The following is a 12,651-nucleotide window of genomic DNA, read 5'->3' as shown; positions in this document are numbered from 1 at the left end:
GTCGTCGTTCGTGTCACCACACACGCCGGGCCCCCGGCGAATGACCGCGTCGCCCCGACCAGCCGGCACCGCGCTGGACGCGCGACGCCCGGCGCGCCTCGTGGTGGCGGGATTCCTCGCCGCCGCAGTACTGGGCACACTTCTGCTGATGCTGCCCGTCTCCTCGGCGGACGGCACCTGGACCGCGCCTCTTCCCGCGCTCTTCACCGCCACCTCCGCGGTCTGCGTGACCGGCCTGACGGTGGTCGACACGGCGGTGCACTGGTCGATCGTCGGCGACGTGGTGATCCTCCTTCTCATCCAGGTCGGTGGACTCGGCGTGATGACCCTGGCCACGCTGCTGGGCATGCTCGTGTCCGACCGCCTGGGCCTGCGGATGGGGTTGACGGTCCTCAGCGAACGCCGCGGCGAGGGACTGGGCGACCTGCGGCGCGTGATCCTCGGCATCCTGCGCACTGCGCTCGCGGTGGAGGCGGTCATTGCGCTCGTGCTCGCCGTGCGGTTCCACCTCAGCTACGACATGCACCCGGGCCGGGCCGCCTGGTTCGGCGTGTTCCACGCGGTCTCCGCCTTCAACAATGCCGGCTTCGGCCTGCGCTCGGACAATCTGATGTCCTACGCCACGGACCCGCTCGTGATCTGGCCCATCGCCGCGGCGATCGTCGTGGGAGGCCTCGGCTTCCCGGTGCTGCTCGAACTCCGTCGGCAGCTCGCCGGCCGGTACGAGACCGCTGGTGCGCGGCGCATGATCTCCGTCCACACCCGGCTCACCCTGGCCACGTACGGCGTGCTGATGGTGGTCGGAATCGTGGCGTTCGTGCTGTTGGAGTGGACCAATCAGCGGACGATCGGTGGGTGGCCGGTGATCGACAAGCTCACAGGTGCGGGCTTCCACGGGATCACCGTGCGCACGGCCGGTTTCAACACCCTCGACATCGCCCAGATGCGCACCCAGAGCTGGTTGGTCTCGGATGTCCTCATGTTCATCGGCGGCGGCAGTGCCGGTACGGCGGGCGGCATCAAGGTCACCACGTTCGCGCTGCTCGCCGTGCTGATCTGGTCGGAGGTACGCGGGGAGGCGAAGGTGCACGTCATGCGCCGGTCCGTCGCCCCCGACGTGCAGCGGCAGGCCGTCACCGTGGCGTTGCTGTCCGTCGGACTGGTCTTTGCCGCCACTCTCGCCTTGTCGATCATCACCGAGTACTCGCTGGACCAGATTCTCTTCGAGGTGATCTCCGCATTCGGCACGGTCGGCCTGACGACCGGCATCACCCCGTCGCTCCCAGGGGAGGCGCAGGCGCTGGTGATCCTGCTGATGTACATCGGCCGACTCGGCCCCATCACGCTGGCCACGAGCCTGGCCCTGCGCACCGTCCACCGCCACTACGACTACCCCGAGGACCGGGTCGTGGTCGGTTGACCCGGGCCGTCCCGCACGAAGGAGCACATGATGTTCGGACTTCCCAGACACGGCGGCGACCACGGTCGCGTCGCGGTGGTGGGTCTCGGTCGGTTCGGCACGGCCCTGGCGCGCACTCTTACCGAGCGCGGCATCGAGGTCCTGGCCATGGACGTCGACCCGAAGCAGGTGCAGGCCGTGGCCGACGTGCTCACCCACGCCGTGGTGGCCGACTCCACCGATGACGAGGCGCTACGGCAGGCTGGCGTAGCCGACTACACGCACGCCGTCGTGGCGATCGGCTCGGACATCGAGGCGTCCATCCTCACCACCACTCTGCTCGCAGAGCTCGGCATCCCCGACATCTGGGCCAAGGCGGTCACCGCCACGCACGGCCGGATCCTCGACCGGGTGGGGGCCACGCACGTGGTGTTCCCCGAAGCGGAGATGGGCCGACGGGTGGGGAACATGGTCACCGCCTCGCTGTTGGACTACTCCCAGGTCGACGACGAGCTGGCCCTGGCAAAGACCCATCCACCGGACCGACTGCTCGGGACGCCGATCGACACGGTCGCGCTGGAGGATCGCGAGGGGGTGCGGCTGGTGGCGCTCAAGCGAGACGCCGGGGGATACGCCGCGCCCGCCGAGGGCACGGTGCTCACACCGGGCGACGTGATGGTGGTGTGCGGGCCGCCAGACCGGGTCCGGGATTTCTCGACGCCCCGGTAGTCGGCTCAGAACCTCGCCGCACCGCCGAGTGCGTCCGCCACGTCGTAGGCGAGCTGCGACATCAGATGGTCGGGGGTGGAGTACATGCCGTCCGAGGTGCTGATCACCGCGACCGCGTACCGGCCACTCGCGGTGTTGATGACGGCGACGTCGTGCGACTCCGTGTCCGTCTCGCCGGTCTTGTTGGCCACCGAGCCCGACGGCAGGCGGTCCGGCAGCTTCCAGTTCCGCTCCTGCTGGAGCATCAGCGCCAGCACCTGCCGGGCCACCGCCGGGGTGGTCAGGGACTCGCCGGTCTCGGCGCGACCGTCGGCGGCCCGGACCAGCTCGTTGAGGTAGCCGACGCTGCCGAGCGCGCTCACCCGACTCCAGTCGCCGGTCCACTCGTAGGTGAACGCGCCGCCGGTGTGGAACTCGTCGGCCAACCCCACGCGGTCGGCGATGGCGTTGATCGCCTCGATCGGGGTGCCGACGTCGGGCGCCGTGGGTCCCTCGGCCGCCAGCTCGTACAACACGTTGGCGGCCTCGTTGTCCGAGACCGTGATGGCGTCCTCGAGCAGGTCCCCCAGCCGGCCGTATGGCGTCTCGGCCTCGGGATCGCCGCCCCACGCCTCGAGCGCGCCCACCGCGTAGGCCACCTTGATGACGGAGGCGGCGTAGCGCGGCTCGTCGTTGCCGGCGCACACCACCCGCTCGTCGGCAGAGTCGATGGCCAGCACACACGCCGCCAGTTCGAAGCCCTCGTCGCTTGCCTGCGCGACGGTTCCGGTCAGCAGCGGGCGCACGTCGGCCCACCCGACGGGCAGCCACCGCACGGCGTGGGAGGTGTCCTCGACCCTGCCGTCCGGCGCGGCGCGCTCGGCGGCCGGAACGACGCCCGACCCCCGCGGATGTGCGGCCTGCGACGAGCCCGAGGAGGCGCCGGGAGCGGTCGCGGCGACCCCCAGCAGGGCGGCCAGGCACACCAGCAGATACGCGCCGACCACCCCGACGATCCAGCTGCGGGTGCGGCGGCGCGCCCGTGCCGGGGCATCGCGCAGGAGGGCCGCAGGGGTGTTCGACCGGTACCGCGACACGGCGTCCTCCTGAGCCCGGGCCGGACGTGAGGCCGCCGGCGCTGATCGATCGGCGTCGAGACTAGCCAACGCGTCCGACATGGAGTGATCCGGACAGCGGGCGCAGGGAAAGCGGGGATGTCGGTGGCGCGTGCCACGATGGAGCGCATGGCTGGCTGGGTGGTGGTTGACGTCGAGACCTCGGGGATGACCCCCGCGGTCGACCGGGTGTTGTCGGTGGCGGCGGTGGTGGTGGATGACGACGGCGAGGTGGTCGAAGAGTTCACGAGCCTGCTCAACCCAGGAGTCGATCCGGGGCCCGTCCATGTGCACGGCCTCACCCCGGCGCTGCTCGCCGGCAAACCGCGCTTCGAGGACATCGCGCCGGAGCTGACCCGGGTGCTGGAGGGCCGCACGGTCGTGGCCCACAACGCCACGTTTGACGCGTCGTTCCTGGCCGCCGAGGCCCGGCGGGTGGGCCTGGAGCCGCCGCTGACGCAGTACGTCTGCACGCTCGACTTCGCCGGGCGCCTGCACCTGTCGACCCGGGACCTCAAACTCGCGACGCTCGCCGAGCACTTCGGGGTCGAGCAGCGGTCCGCGCACGACGCGCACGACGACGCGCTGGTGCTGGCCGGCGTGTTCTCCGGCCTGCGTACGGTGGCCGACCAGAAGGGCGCGGCCCCGTCCGTGCGTCAACTCGAGGCGATGGTCGCGCACCCCGAGACCGGCTTCCTGGTGTCCACCGTCTGGGCGGAGGCGGTGGCCGCACCCCGTCTCTGGCGTCCGGCCGGGCGGCTGAAGCGCGGTGGCAGGCTGGTCCAGGGCATGGAGGTGGTGTTCACCCAGGACGTGGATCGCGATCCCGAAGAGATCGTCGGTCTCGTCGTCGACTCCGGTCTCTACCTGGCCGACCGGATCACGTCCCGCACCTCACTCGCGGTGTGCGACGCCCCGAACGCGGTGCGGGGCCGCGCGGCGTTCGCGCGCAAGAAGGGGCTCGAGCTGGTGGGCTCGGCCCGGCTGGTGGAGATGCTCGCGGACGTCGCGCCCGGGCAGCCCGTCGGTTCGGCGCGGCCCGTCGACGACGCGCAGGAGTCGCTCTTCTGACAGGACGCACGGGTCGACGCCAGGCTCGGCGTCCGGCTCGGCGCCCGAGCCTGCGCGTGCGGCCTGCATTTCCGCATCGTGGATCCGGGAGGACGGGGGAACGGCCCGGGGCTGTCATGATGGGGGCAATCGCCATCGCTGTCGAACGAGAGGAATGCCCGTGCCCGCTCCGCAGAACGCCGCCGCCCGCGAGGTCTACGACAAGGAGCGCGCCCACGTACTGGCCCCCTGGTCGGCCTGGGGCGCCTCCGACCCGATGGTCATCACCGCCGCCGAGGGCTGCTACCTCACCGACGGAGACGACAACCGCCTGCTGGACTTCACCTCGCAGCTGGTCAACACCAACATCGGGCACCAGCACCCGGTCGTGGTCAAGGCCATCCAGGATCAGGCCGCCGAGCTGTGCACCATCAACCCGGCGCACGCCAACGGCGCCCGCGCCGAGGCCGCCCGCCTCGTCGCCGAGGTCGCGCCCGCCGGTATGAACCGCGTGTTCTTCACCAACGCCGGTACCGAGGCCGTCGAGCACGCGATCCGCATGGCCCGCCGCCACACGGGCCGCCACAAGACCCTCTCGGCGTTCCGCAGCTACCACGGCGCCACCACCACCTCGATGAACCTCACCGGCGACACCCGCCGCTGGGCCAACGACATGGGTAACACCGGGGCCGTCCACTTCCACGCGCCGTTCCTCTACCGCTCGCAGTTCTACGCGGAGAACGACAAGCAGGAGTGCGACCGCGCGCTCGAGCACCTCGACTCGCTCATCGGCCTCGAGGGGCCGGACCACTTCGCGGCGCTGATCATCGAGTCCGTTCCCGGCACCGTCGGCATCATGGTGCCGCCCGCCGACTACCTGCGCGGTGTGCGCGAGATCTGCGACAAGTACGGCATCGTCATGATCTGCGACGAGGTCATGTCCGGCTTCGGCCGCACCGGCGAGTGGCTCGCGCTGGACAACTTCCGGTCCGGCGACGACGACTGGGCGCCCGACCTCATCACCTTCGCCAAGGGTTCCAACTCGGGCTACGTGCCGCTCGGTGGCGTGATCCTGCACGACCGGATCGCCGCCTCCTTCGAGAAGACCCCGTACACCGGCGGCCTGACCTACGCCGGGCACCCGCTGGCGTGCGCCTCGGTGGTCGCGACGATAAACCTCATGCGCGACGAGAAGATCGTCGAGAACGCGCGCACCATCGGCGAGGAGGTCATCGGTCCGCGCCTGCGCGAGCTCGCCGAGAAGCACCCGTCGATCGGCGAGGTCCGCGGTCTGGGTGTGTTCTGGGCCGTCGAAATGGTGGCGGACCGCGAGACCCGCGAGCCGCTCGCCCCGTACGGTGGTTCTTCAGAGGCCATGGCCAAGACCTTCGGTGCGGCCAAGAAGGACGGCCTGCTGCTGTTCATGAACTACAACCGCTTCCACGTCGTCCCGCCGTGCATCATCACCGCGGACGAGGCGAACGAGGGACTGGACATCTTCGACCGTGCACTCGACGTGGCGGACTCGTATGTGAGGAGCTGATCCGGCGATGGTGCTGGTGCTGAGACTGATCGTCAACACCCTCGCCCTGTGGGTGGCCACGCTGATCGTGCCGGGGATCTCCCTGCGCGAGACCACTGTCATCTACGCTCCGGGCGCCGGCGCGATCGAGGATCAGATCAGCGTGCCCACCGTCACGGCGTTGCTGATCGTGGCGGTGGTGTTCACGCTGGTCAATGCGGTGGTCAAACCGATCGTGCAGCTCCTCTCGCTGCCGCTGACCATCCTCACGCTCGGCCTGTTCCTGCTGGTCGTGAACGCGCTGATGCTCATGCTGACCAGCTGGATCACCGGCGCGGTCCAGCTCTTCGGCGCCGAGTACGTGGTCAGCGGGTTCTGGGCGGCGTTCTTCGGCGCCATTGTGATCGGCCTGGTCAACTGGGTGATCGGGATGTTCCTGCCCACCCGCGCCCGCGACTGACGGGCTCGCCCCGCCCGCTGCCAAACCGCTAGCCGCCGCCCCGCAGCCCGGCCCCCGCGCCCCGCCGCCCCGGCCCCCGGACACCCGTCGATAAGTGGATTTCGCCCGTAACGGCCGAGTGGTCCTGTGCGAAATCCTCTTTTCGACGAGGTGGGGTGCCAAATCGGGCCTCGGTATGGCTGAAGCCGGCCGGGGTGGGTGACGCGCGAACCCGACCTCAGCGTCCGCGGCTGACCCGGACGGCCGCGTCAGCCCTCGCGGGCGAACTGCCGCGGCAGCTCCATGCCGCGCTCAGCGAGGAGTTCGCGCAGCATGTCCGGGTGGTCGGTGATGATGCCGTTCACGCCGATGTCCATGAGGTACTCCATGGTCTGGGCATTGTTGACCGTCCACGGGATGACCTTCAGACCGCGCGCGTGCGCGTTCTCGACCATCTCCGCGGTCACATAGGCCGTGCAGCTGCCCGCACCGATCGTGCAGCTCTGATCGGGGTGGGTGGCGACCGGCGAGTAGGCGACCACACCATCGATAGATGCCGCGGCTGCGACTCCGTCGCCGTCGAAGTCGGCGATATCGATCCCGCCCAGCCACGGTGAGGGCTCAGCGGCGCCGATTCCGAGGAAGTCGTGGTTGGTCAGGGCCACGAGCGGGATCGACGGAGCGAGCTCGTGCATCGCCATCAACGCGCCCCAGTCGAACGACTGGATGGTGACCTGCTGCCCGAGGCCCGAGGCCGCGATCACCTCGTGGACGGCCGAGACGAACTCCTCGCGCGGGGCGGTCTCGTCCGGGGCGCCGGCCTCGACCTTCGTCTCGATGTTCATCCGCACACCGTCCGGGCCGTCGGCGCCATGGGCTTTGACCAGGTCGAAGAGCTCGGACAGCAGCATCATCTGCTGCCCGGGATGCGTGCGCTGATCGGGGTAGCCGGGGCGCTGGAGGGAGCCACAATCGAGGGTCCGGACCTGCTCCAGCGTGAGGTCGTGGATGAAGTGGTCCGTGTAGGGGAACATCGGGTCGCTGGCCACGACGGGCTCGGTGTCTTGGCAGACATCCGTCCGGGGCTTGCGATCGTGAGTCACCACGACCTCGCCGTCGGCGGTCACCTGGGTGTCGAGTTCGAGAGTGGTCACGCCCAGTTCGAGGGCATGACCGAAGGCCTGTGGAGAGCTCTCGACGTTGAGCCCCAGGCCGCCCCGGTGAGCTTGCAGATCGAAACGCATTTCGTCGCTCCCGAGCGAGCCGCCCACATCGAGTGATCCCAGCGAGCCTCCGCCTCCGAGCGAGCCGACCGAGGCTGCGGCGACGGGGAGTGAGGAGGCGGTGAGGAGGCAGCCGAGCACGGTGGCTCCGACCGTGAAGAGGGCGCGAGTACTGCGCATGTGGGGGACCTCGTCGGTAGACGGATCGGCACACCGGCGGGCCCGGGTACCGCTTACCGATGCGACAGTATGCGGCGTCCCCTACGGGTTGTTCTCGGTGGAGTGAACACGAGATGTCGACTGAGGACTGGATCCGCCTCGTTGAAATCGACTGCTCCCCTGCAGGATTCGCAACCGGGCGGGTTGGGTGATCCTGCAGGGGAGCGGCCGAGACGCGTGACGGACTACGCTGGCACGACCCCCGGACCGACGGTGACGCCAGCGGTGCCTTAGGACCCGAACGCGGCCGAGGAGACGGCCCGGGGGGTCCAGCCGTTGGCGGCGTGGTCGCGGATGAACTGCATCTGCGGGTAGAAGGCGTTGCCCGGGCAGGCGGTCCCGCCCCAGTCGCGGTGTCCCGAGACCGCGGGCATCGGACGCGTGGCCCCGCCCTGCGGGTTGCGGTAGGTGATGCCGCCGCGCGGGTTGATGCCAGTGGCGTTGCACAGGGCGCGGACACAGTCGATGGTGGCGCCCACGGCGGCCGCGGTCGGCGGGGTGCTGGTGAAGTTGCCGAGCAGACCGATGCCGATATTGCCGTTGTTGAACCCACCGACGTGCCCGGCGGTCACGACAGGCGGAGCGATGCCCGCGACCGGCGGGACCTGGAAGACCGGGGTGCCCAGTGGAGTGCCGCCGCGGCCCTGGTAGATCCGGCCGTTGGGGTCGATGAGCAGGTGATAGCCCACGTCGCCCCAGCCCAGAGTGTCGGCGTGGTAGTTGTAGACCGCCCGCACGCTGGCCGAATGGTCGGCGAACAGTGCGGAGACGGTGTGGTGGATGGTGATCGACTGCGCGGGGAAGTAGGTCGGCGACCAGCGGTTGCCGGAGACGTCGCCGGCTCCCCAGGCGGCGCGCGGAATGATCGGCAGCCCGAGCGCACCGACGCTGCCGAGGCTGTAGTCGCGCCGCTGGTCCGAGCCGTCACTGAAGACGGTGGCCTCGGCCCCCTCTGCCGCGTCCACCTCGTAGCCCACTGCGCCCCTCGGGGCGGCGACGAGCTCGGAGGCCGGCACACTGCCGCTGTCCGGGGCGGAGTCCAGCAACTCGAGCGGCTGCCAGTCGCCCACCGAGCCGTCGGGGAACGCGAACCGGATGCGTCCGGCGATGTCCTCGGGGCTGGGGAAGGTGACACCCACGTACCCGAGCGGGCCGTTGGGCTGGACCATGCCGCTGCCGGTGGAGATCGACTGCATCAGGTCCTGGGCGGCGCCGAGTGAGCCGGTGGCGAACGGGTTGGCTCCGGCGAGGGGGCCGCGGACGGTCGAGGCGACCGCCGCACCGACCCCGACCGATGCGGCGGTGAGAAAGCCACGGCGAGACACGGGCATATGAGGAACTCCAGACGGGTTGCGTTGACCAGACGCCATGCATATCGGCGCGAACGGCCGCCACATTACGCGCTTGGCGTAACCAAATCGAGACCTCTGTTACCGAAGTGAGACATGTGACTAATGAGGCGCAAGGGACTCCCCTCGGGCCCTCCGCGGGCTCCCCAGCGGCCCGTCAGGGCGCCCAGGTGCGCGCGCCCTCGGTGCTGCCGATGGTCGCCGGATCCGCGTCGGCCTCGTCGGCGTAGGCGCGGTTCACGGCGGAGACCACGGCCCGCAGCGACGCGGTGGTGATGGAGCCGGCCCGGCCGACCCCCCAGAACACGCGGTTGCCGAACTGCACCTCGACGTAGGCGGCCGCGGTGGCGTCGTCGCCGGCGGTCATTGCGTGCTCGGTGTAGTCGAGGATGCGTACCTCGTCGTCGAACATCTCGTTGAGCGCGGTCACGAACGCGGCCAGCGGACCGTTACCCGAGCCGAGCAGCTCGCGGGTCTCGCCCTTCCACTTCACGACGGCCTCGATCGAGTCCTCGCCGTCGTCGGTCTCGGCGGGCACCAGGACCTGCGACATGCGCTCCATGGGCGAGACGCGGTCCAGGTACTCGAGCGAGAAGATGTCCCACATCGCCTTGGGCGTGACCTCACCACCCTCGGAGTCGGTGACGTTCTGCACGATCTGCGAGAACTCCACCTGCAGGCGCCGCGGCAGTTGCAGGCCGTAGTCGCTCTTCATGATGTAGGCGACGCCGCCCTTGCCGGACTGCGAGTTCACGCGGATGACGGCCTCGTACGTGCGGCCCTCGTCCTTCGGGTCGACGGGCAGGTACGGGACCTCCCAGGTGACGTCCTCGACATCCTCGCCGCGCGAGGCGGCCTCGGCCTGCAGGGCGTCGAAGCCCTTGTTGATGGCGTCCTGGTGCGAGCCGGAGAACGCGGTGAAGACCAGGTCGCCGCCGTACGGGTGCCGCTCGGGCACGCGCAGCTGGTTGGCGTACTCGACGGTGCGACGAATCTCGTCCATGTCGGAGAAGTTGATCTGCGGGTCGACTCCGCGGGTCAGCATGTTCATGCCCAGCGTCACCAGGCAGACGTTGCCGGTGCGCTCGCCGTTGCCGAACAGGCAGCCCTCGATACGGTCCGCGCCGGCCTGGAAGCCCAGCTCGGCGGCGGCCACGCCGGTGCCGCGGTCGTTGTGCGGGTGCAGCGAGAGGATGGTGGCGTCGCGGTGCGCCAGGTTCCGGTGCATCCACTCGATCTGGTCGGCGTACACGTTGGGCGTGGCCATCTCGACCGTGGCCGGCAGGTTGATGATGATCGGGTTCTCACGGGTCGCGCCCACGACCTCGGTCACGGCGTCGCAGATCTCCTTGGAGAACGCCAGCTCGGTGCCGGTGAACGACTCGGGCGAGTACTGCCAGCGCCAGTTGGTGTCGGGGTAGTCGCGCGCGATCTCGCTGACCAGCTCGGCGGCGTCGGTGGCGATCTTCTTGATCGCGTCGCGGTCCTTACGGAACACCACGCGGCGCTGCAGGATCGACGTGGAGTTGTAGAAGTGCACGATCACGTTCGTCGCGCCCTCGCAGGCCTCGAACGTGCGGCGGATGAGGTCCTCCCGGCACTGGACCAGCACCTGGATGGTTACGTCGTCGGGGATCGCGTCGTCCTCGATGATCTCCCGCACGAAGTCGTAGTCCGTCTGCGACGCCGACGGGAACCCGACCTCGATCTCCTTGTAGCCCATCCGCACCAGCAGCTCGAACATCCGGCGCTTGCGGGCGGGGCTCATGGGGTCGATCAGCGCCTGGTTGCCGTCGCGCAGATCCACGGCGCACCACTGTGGGGCGTGGGTGATGACCTTGTCCGGCCACGTGCGGTCGGGCAGCGAGACGTCCTCGACCTCCTCGGCGAACGGCCGGTAGCGGTGCCACGGCATGGACGAACCGCGCTGGGTGTTCCAGGCGGGCTGGCCGGGGCGACCCGGCTTGGAGGGGGGAGTGATGGTCGACGACGACGACACGAAAGCGTCAGCGGGATTCATTTCGGGGGCTCAACTTCCCTAGAGGTGCGATCAGTGGAACCGGACCGGCGCGAAAAGATCCCGCGACGGGGAGCCGGTCCGCCTCAGCGGGCCCCGCCGCGGCACCCAAGAAGGAGCACGCGCTGCATGACCGTCACGATACACAGTTTCGGTGTCCGTCACGGTATCGGGATGACGAAGGTCGTGGACTGGCTGGAGGTGCTTTCCGGCCGCGCGCTCGGATCGGCGTCCTCGTCGGTCGCGTGGAACGGGGATCCGGGACCGAGCTCGCTCTCCTCTCCCGAGCGGTGGACCGACCCCCACACGCGGGTGCAGCCGGCCTCCTCGGCGATCTCGACCGCCTTGTCGACGAGCCGGTGAGCCAGCCCCTGGTGGCGGAGGTCCTCGCGCACCCTGATCCCGTAGACGAACAGGTCGGGGCTCTCGCCCAGGTGTCCGGTCTCCACGCCCACGAGCATCCCTACCGGAACATCCTCGTACACGGCCAGGATCAGCATGTTCGAGCCGCGGTCGAGGAAGTCCTGGGTCCACTCGGCGGTGGGCGGCGTGGCGAGCAGGTCGCCGGCGGACAGCACGAGGTCGACGTCGGCGCGTGAGGCTCGACGGATCACGAGCTCCGGCAGGGTCATCTGATCAGTGTGACAAAAACCGCGGCGGTTCGACATGGCGATGTGGTGGTGGGCACGGGTGGGCGGGCTCCGCCGGCTCCTGTGAACGGCATCAGCGATGGGCGATCATCCAGTTGATCCAGCCGTTCTGCGCGGGGATCGACTCGTACCAGGCGGGGTTGGTGCCGTCCGCCCGGCGGCGCGCGTGGTCGGAGCCGGAGTGGATGCCCACCAGGCGGTCACCGTGGAAGACGGGCCCGCCGGAGTCGCCGAAGCCGAAGCCTCCCTGGATGGTGTGGGAGCGGCCGATCCAGGAACCGCCGCGGGGTTCCATCCGCTCGAGACGGGTCAGGCCGGTGAGCACCTCGGCCGAGCGCGGCGCCTGCGGACCGGGCGCGACGCCGCCGAAGCCGTGGAAGCGCAGGATCGCGCCGGGCGCGGGGTCGGTGCCGGCGCGCAGCACGGCCGGGGAGGGCGCGGGGTGGCGGAGCTTGAGGAGCATCAGGTCGCCGGCCGGCGCGTGGTAGGCGGCCGCCGGGGTGTGTCGGCCGAGGCTGCCGGTGTCCAGGGACCCGAACCCGCCGACGATGGTCGGGTTCGCGAGCGAGGCGGTCTCGGCGAAACCGCCCGGAACGGTGCCCATGGTGCCGAAGCCGAGGGTGAACGCGCGCGGGTCGGCCGGGCCGCAGTGCGCGGCGGTGGCCACCCAGAACGGGTCGATCACCACGCCTGAACAGGGCGTTCCGGGGATGCCGTGGAAGGTGGTGATCTGGACGGCCCACGGCGCGGCGCCGGAGGTCGTGCCGCCCACCACCGCGCCGGCGGTGGGGGCCGTGAGGGTGACGGGTGAAACGAGGGTGCCGACGACGACAGCGCCGACGGCCGAGACTGCAGCGGCGAGCCGGCCCAGGCGCGCGGGGCGCGTGTGACTCATGGTGCTTACGGTGCCACAGGGGCGTGTGAGGCGCATAAAATTTAGTGTATGTGAGACATGCAGGC

At 69.9% G+C, this 12,651-nt stretch carries 11 protein-coding genes; 5 read left to right on the top strand and 6 right to left on the bottom strand.

What is annotated here, in order from left to right; translation table 11 throughout:
* Positions 1–10: 10 nt before the first annotated feature.
* Together ACWGLC_RS11835 and ACWGLC_RS11830 are read left to right on the top strand one after the other, a co-directional pair.
* Positions 11–1,420, top strand: coding sequence for a TrkH family potassium uptake protein (locus ACWGLC_RS11835; RefSeq protein ID WP_452100093.1), 1,410 nt, complete (start codon positions 11–13; stop codon positions 1,418–1,420).
* 27 nt (positions 1,421–1,447) lie between these two features.
* Positions 1,448–2,128 carry a potassium channel family protein gene (locus ACWGLC_RS11830; RefSeq protein ID WP_452100092.1) on the top strand — a complete coding sequence of 227 codons (681 nt, stop codon included), beginning with the start codon at positions 1,448–1,450 and terminating at the stop codon, positions 2,126–2,128.
* Between the two features lie 5 nt (positions 2,129–2,133).
* Here ACWGLC_RS11830 and ACWGLC_RS11825 read toward each other — a convergent pair whose 3' ends face one another.
* Positions 2,134–3,204 (bottom strand): serine hydrolase, encoded by a 1,071-nt coding sequence (locus ACWGLC_RS11825; protein WP_452100091.1) that lies wholly within the window; start codon positions 3,202–3,204, stop codon positions 2,134–2,136.
* Positions 3,205–3,321: 117 nt separating this feature from the next.
* Between ACWGLC_RS11825 and ACWGLC_RS11820 the strand changes: the two genes are divergently transcribed.
* From ACWGLC_RS11820 to ACWGLC_RS11810, 3 genes are all read left to right on the top strand, one after another.
* Positions 3,322–4,293, top strand: coding sequence for an exonuclease domain-containing protein (locus ACWGLC_RS11820; RefSeq protein WP_452100090.1), 972 nt, complete (start codon positions 3,322–3,324; stop codon positions 4,291–4,293).
* Between the two features lie 154 nt (positions 4,294–4,447).
* Positions 4,448–5,815 carry an aminotransferase class III-fold pyridoxal phosphate-dependent enzyme gene (locus ACWGLC_RS11815; RefSeq protein WP_452100089.1) on the top strand — a complete coding sequence of 456 codons (1,368 nt, stop codon included), beginning with the start codon at positions 4,448–4,450 and terminating at the stop codon, positions 5,813–5,815.
* Between the two features lie 7 nt (positions 5,816–5,822).
* The gene (locus ACWGLC_RS11810; RefSeq protein WP_452100088.1) at positions 5,823–6,254 is read left to right on the top strand and encodes a phage holin family protein; all 432 of its coding nucleotides are present in this window, start codon (positions 5,823–5,825) and stop codon (positions 6,252–6,254) included.
* Between the two features lie 248 nt (positions 6,255–6,502).
* Here ACWGLC_RS11810 and ACWGLC_RS11805 read toward each other — a convergent pair whose 3' ends face one another.
* The 5 genes from ACWGLC_RS11805 to ACWGLC_RS11785 form a co-directional block, all read right to left on the bottom strand.
* The gene (locus tag ACWGLC_RS11805) at positions 6,503–7,636 is read right to left on the bottom strand and encodes a glycerophosphodiester phosphodiesterase family protein (protein WP_452100087.1); all 1,134 of its coding nucleotides are present in this window, start codon (positions 7,634–7,636) and stop codon (positions 6,503–6,505) included.
* Between the two features lie 269 nt (positions 7,637–7,905).
* Entirely contained in the window at positions 7,906–9,006 is a 1,101-nt protein-coding gene (locus tag ACWGLC_RS11800; protein ID WP_452100086.1) for a peptidoglycan recognition protein family protein, read from the bottom strand.
* Between the two features lie 175 nt (positions 9,007–9,181).
* Positions 9,182–11,044: a 2-isopropylmalate synthase gene (leuA, locus tag ACWGLC_RS11795; protein WP_452100085.1), complete on the bottom strand. Its 1,863-nt coding sequence runs from the start codon at positions 11,042–11,044 to the stop codon at positions 9,182–9,184.
* Between the two features lie 158 nt (positions 11,045–11,202).
* Positions 11,203–11,673 (bottom strand): GNAT family N-acetyltransferase, encoded by a 471-nt coding sequence (locus ACWGLC_RS11790; RefSeq protein WP_452100084.1) that lies wholly within the window; start codon positions 11,671–11,673, stop codon positions 11,203–11,205.
* 91 nt (positions 11,674–11,764) lie between these two features.
* The gene (locus ACWGLC_RS11785; protein ID WP_452100083.1) at positions 11,765–12,586 is read right to left on the bottom strand and encodes a trypsin-like serine protease; all 822 of its coding nucleotides are present in this window, start codon (positions 12,584–12,586) and stop codon (positions 11,765–11,767) included.
* Positions 12,587–12,651 lie beyond the last annotated feature (65 nt).

This window comes from Dietzia sp. NPDC055877, from assembly GCF_053615975.1.
Note: the sequence above shows the minus strand (reverse complement) of the source record. Positions and strands in the feature narration are given on the sequence as shown.

Bases quoted from the DNA above. Each gene is read 5' to 3' on its own strand.
- ACWGLC_RS11815 (WP_452100089.1), top strand. From the start codon at position 4,448: ATGCCCGTGCCCGCTCCGCAGAACGCCGCCGCCCGCGAGGTCTACGAC.
- ACWGLC_RS11785 (WP_452100083.1), bottom strand. From the start codon at position 12,586: ATGAGTCACACGCGCCCCGCGCGCCTGGGCCGGCTCGCCGCTGCAGTC.
- ACWGLC_RS11830 (WP_452100092.1), top strand. From the start codon at position 1,448: ATGATGTTCGGACTTCCCAGACACGGCGGCGACCACGGTCGCGTCGCG.
- ACWGLC_RS11810 (WP_452100088.1), top strand. From the start codon at position 5,823: ATGGTGCTGGTGCTGAGACTGATCGTCAACACCCTCGCCCTGTGGGTG.
- ACWGLC_RS11800 (WP_452100086.1), bottom strand. From the start codon at position 9,006: ATGCCCGTGTCTCGCCGTGGCTTTCTCACCGCCGCATCGGTCGGGGTC.
- leuA (WP_452100085.1), bottom strand. From the start codon at position 11,044: ATGAATCCCGCTGACGCTTTCGTGTCGTCGTCGTCGACCATCACTCCC.
- ACWGLC_RS11790 (WP_452100084.1), bottom strand. From the start codon at position 11,673: ATGACCCTGCCGGAGCTCGTGATCCGTCGAGCCTCACGCGCCGACGTC.
- ACWGLC_RS11820 (WP_452100090.1), top strand. From the start codon at position 3,322: ATGTCGGTGGCGCGTGCCACGATGGAGCGCATGGCTGGCTGGGTGGTG.
- ACWGLC_RS11805 (WP_452100087.1), bottom strand. From the start codon at position 7,636: ATGCGCAGTACTCGCGCCCTCTTCACGGTCGGAGCCACCGTGCTCGGC.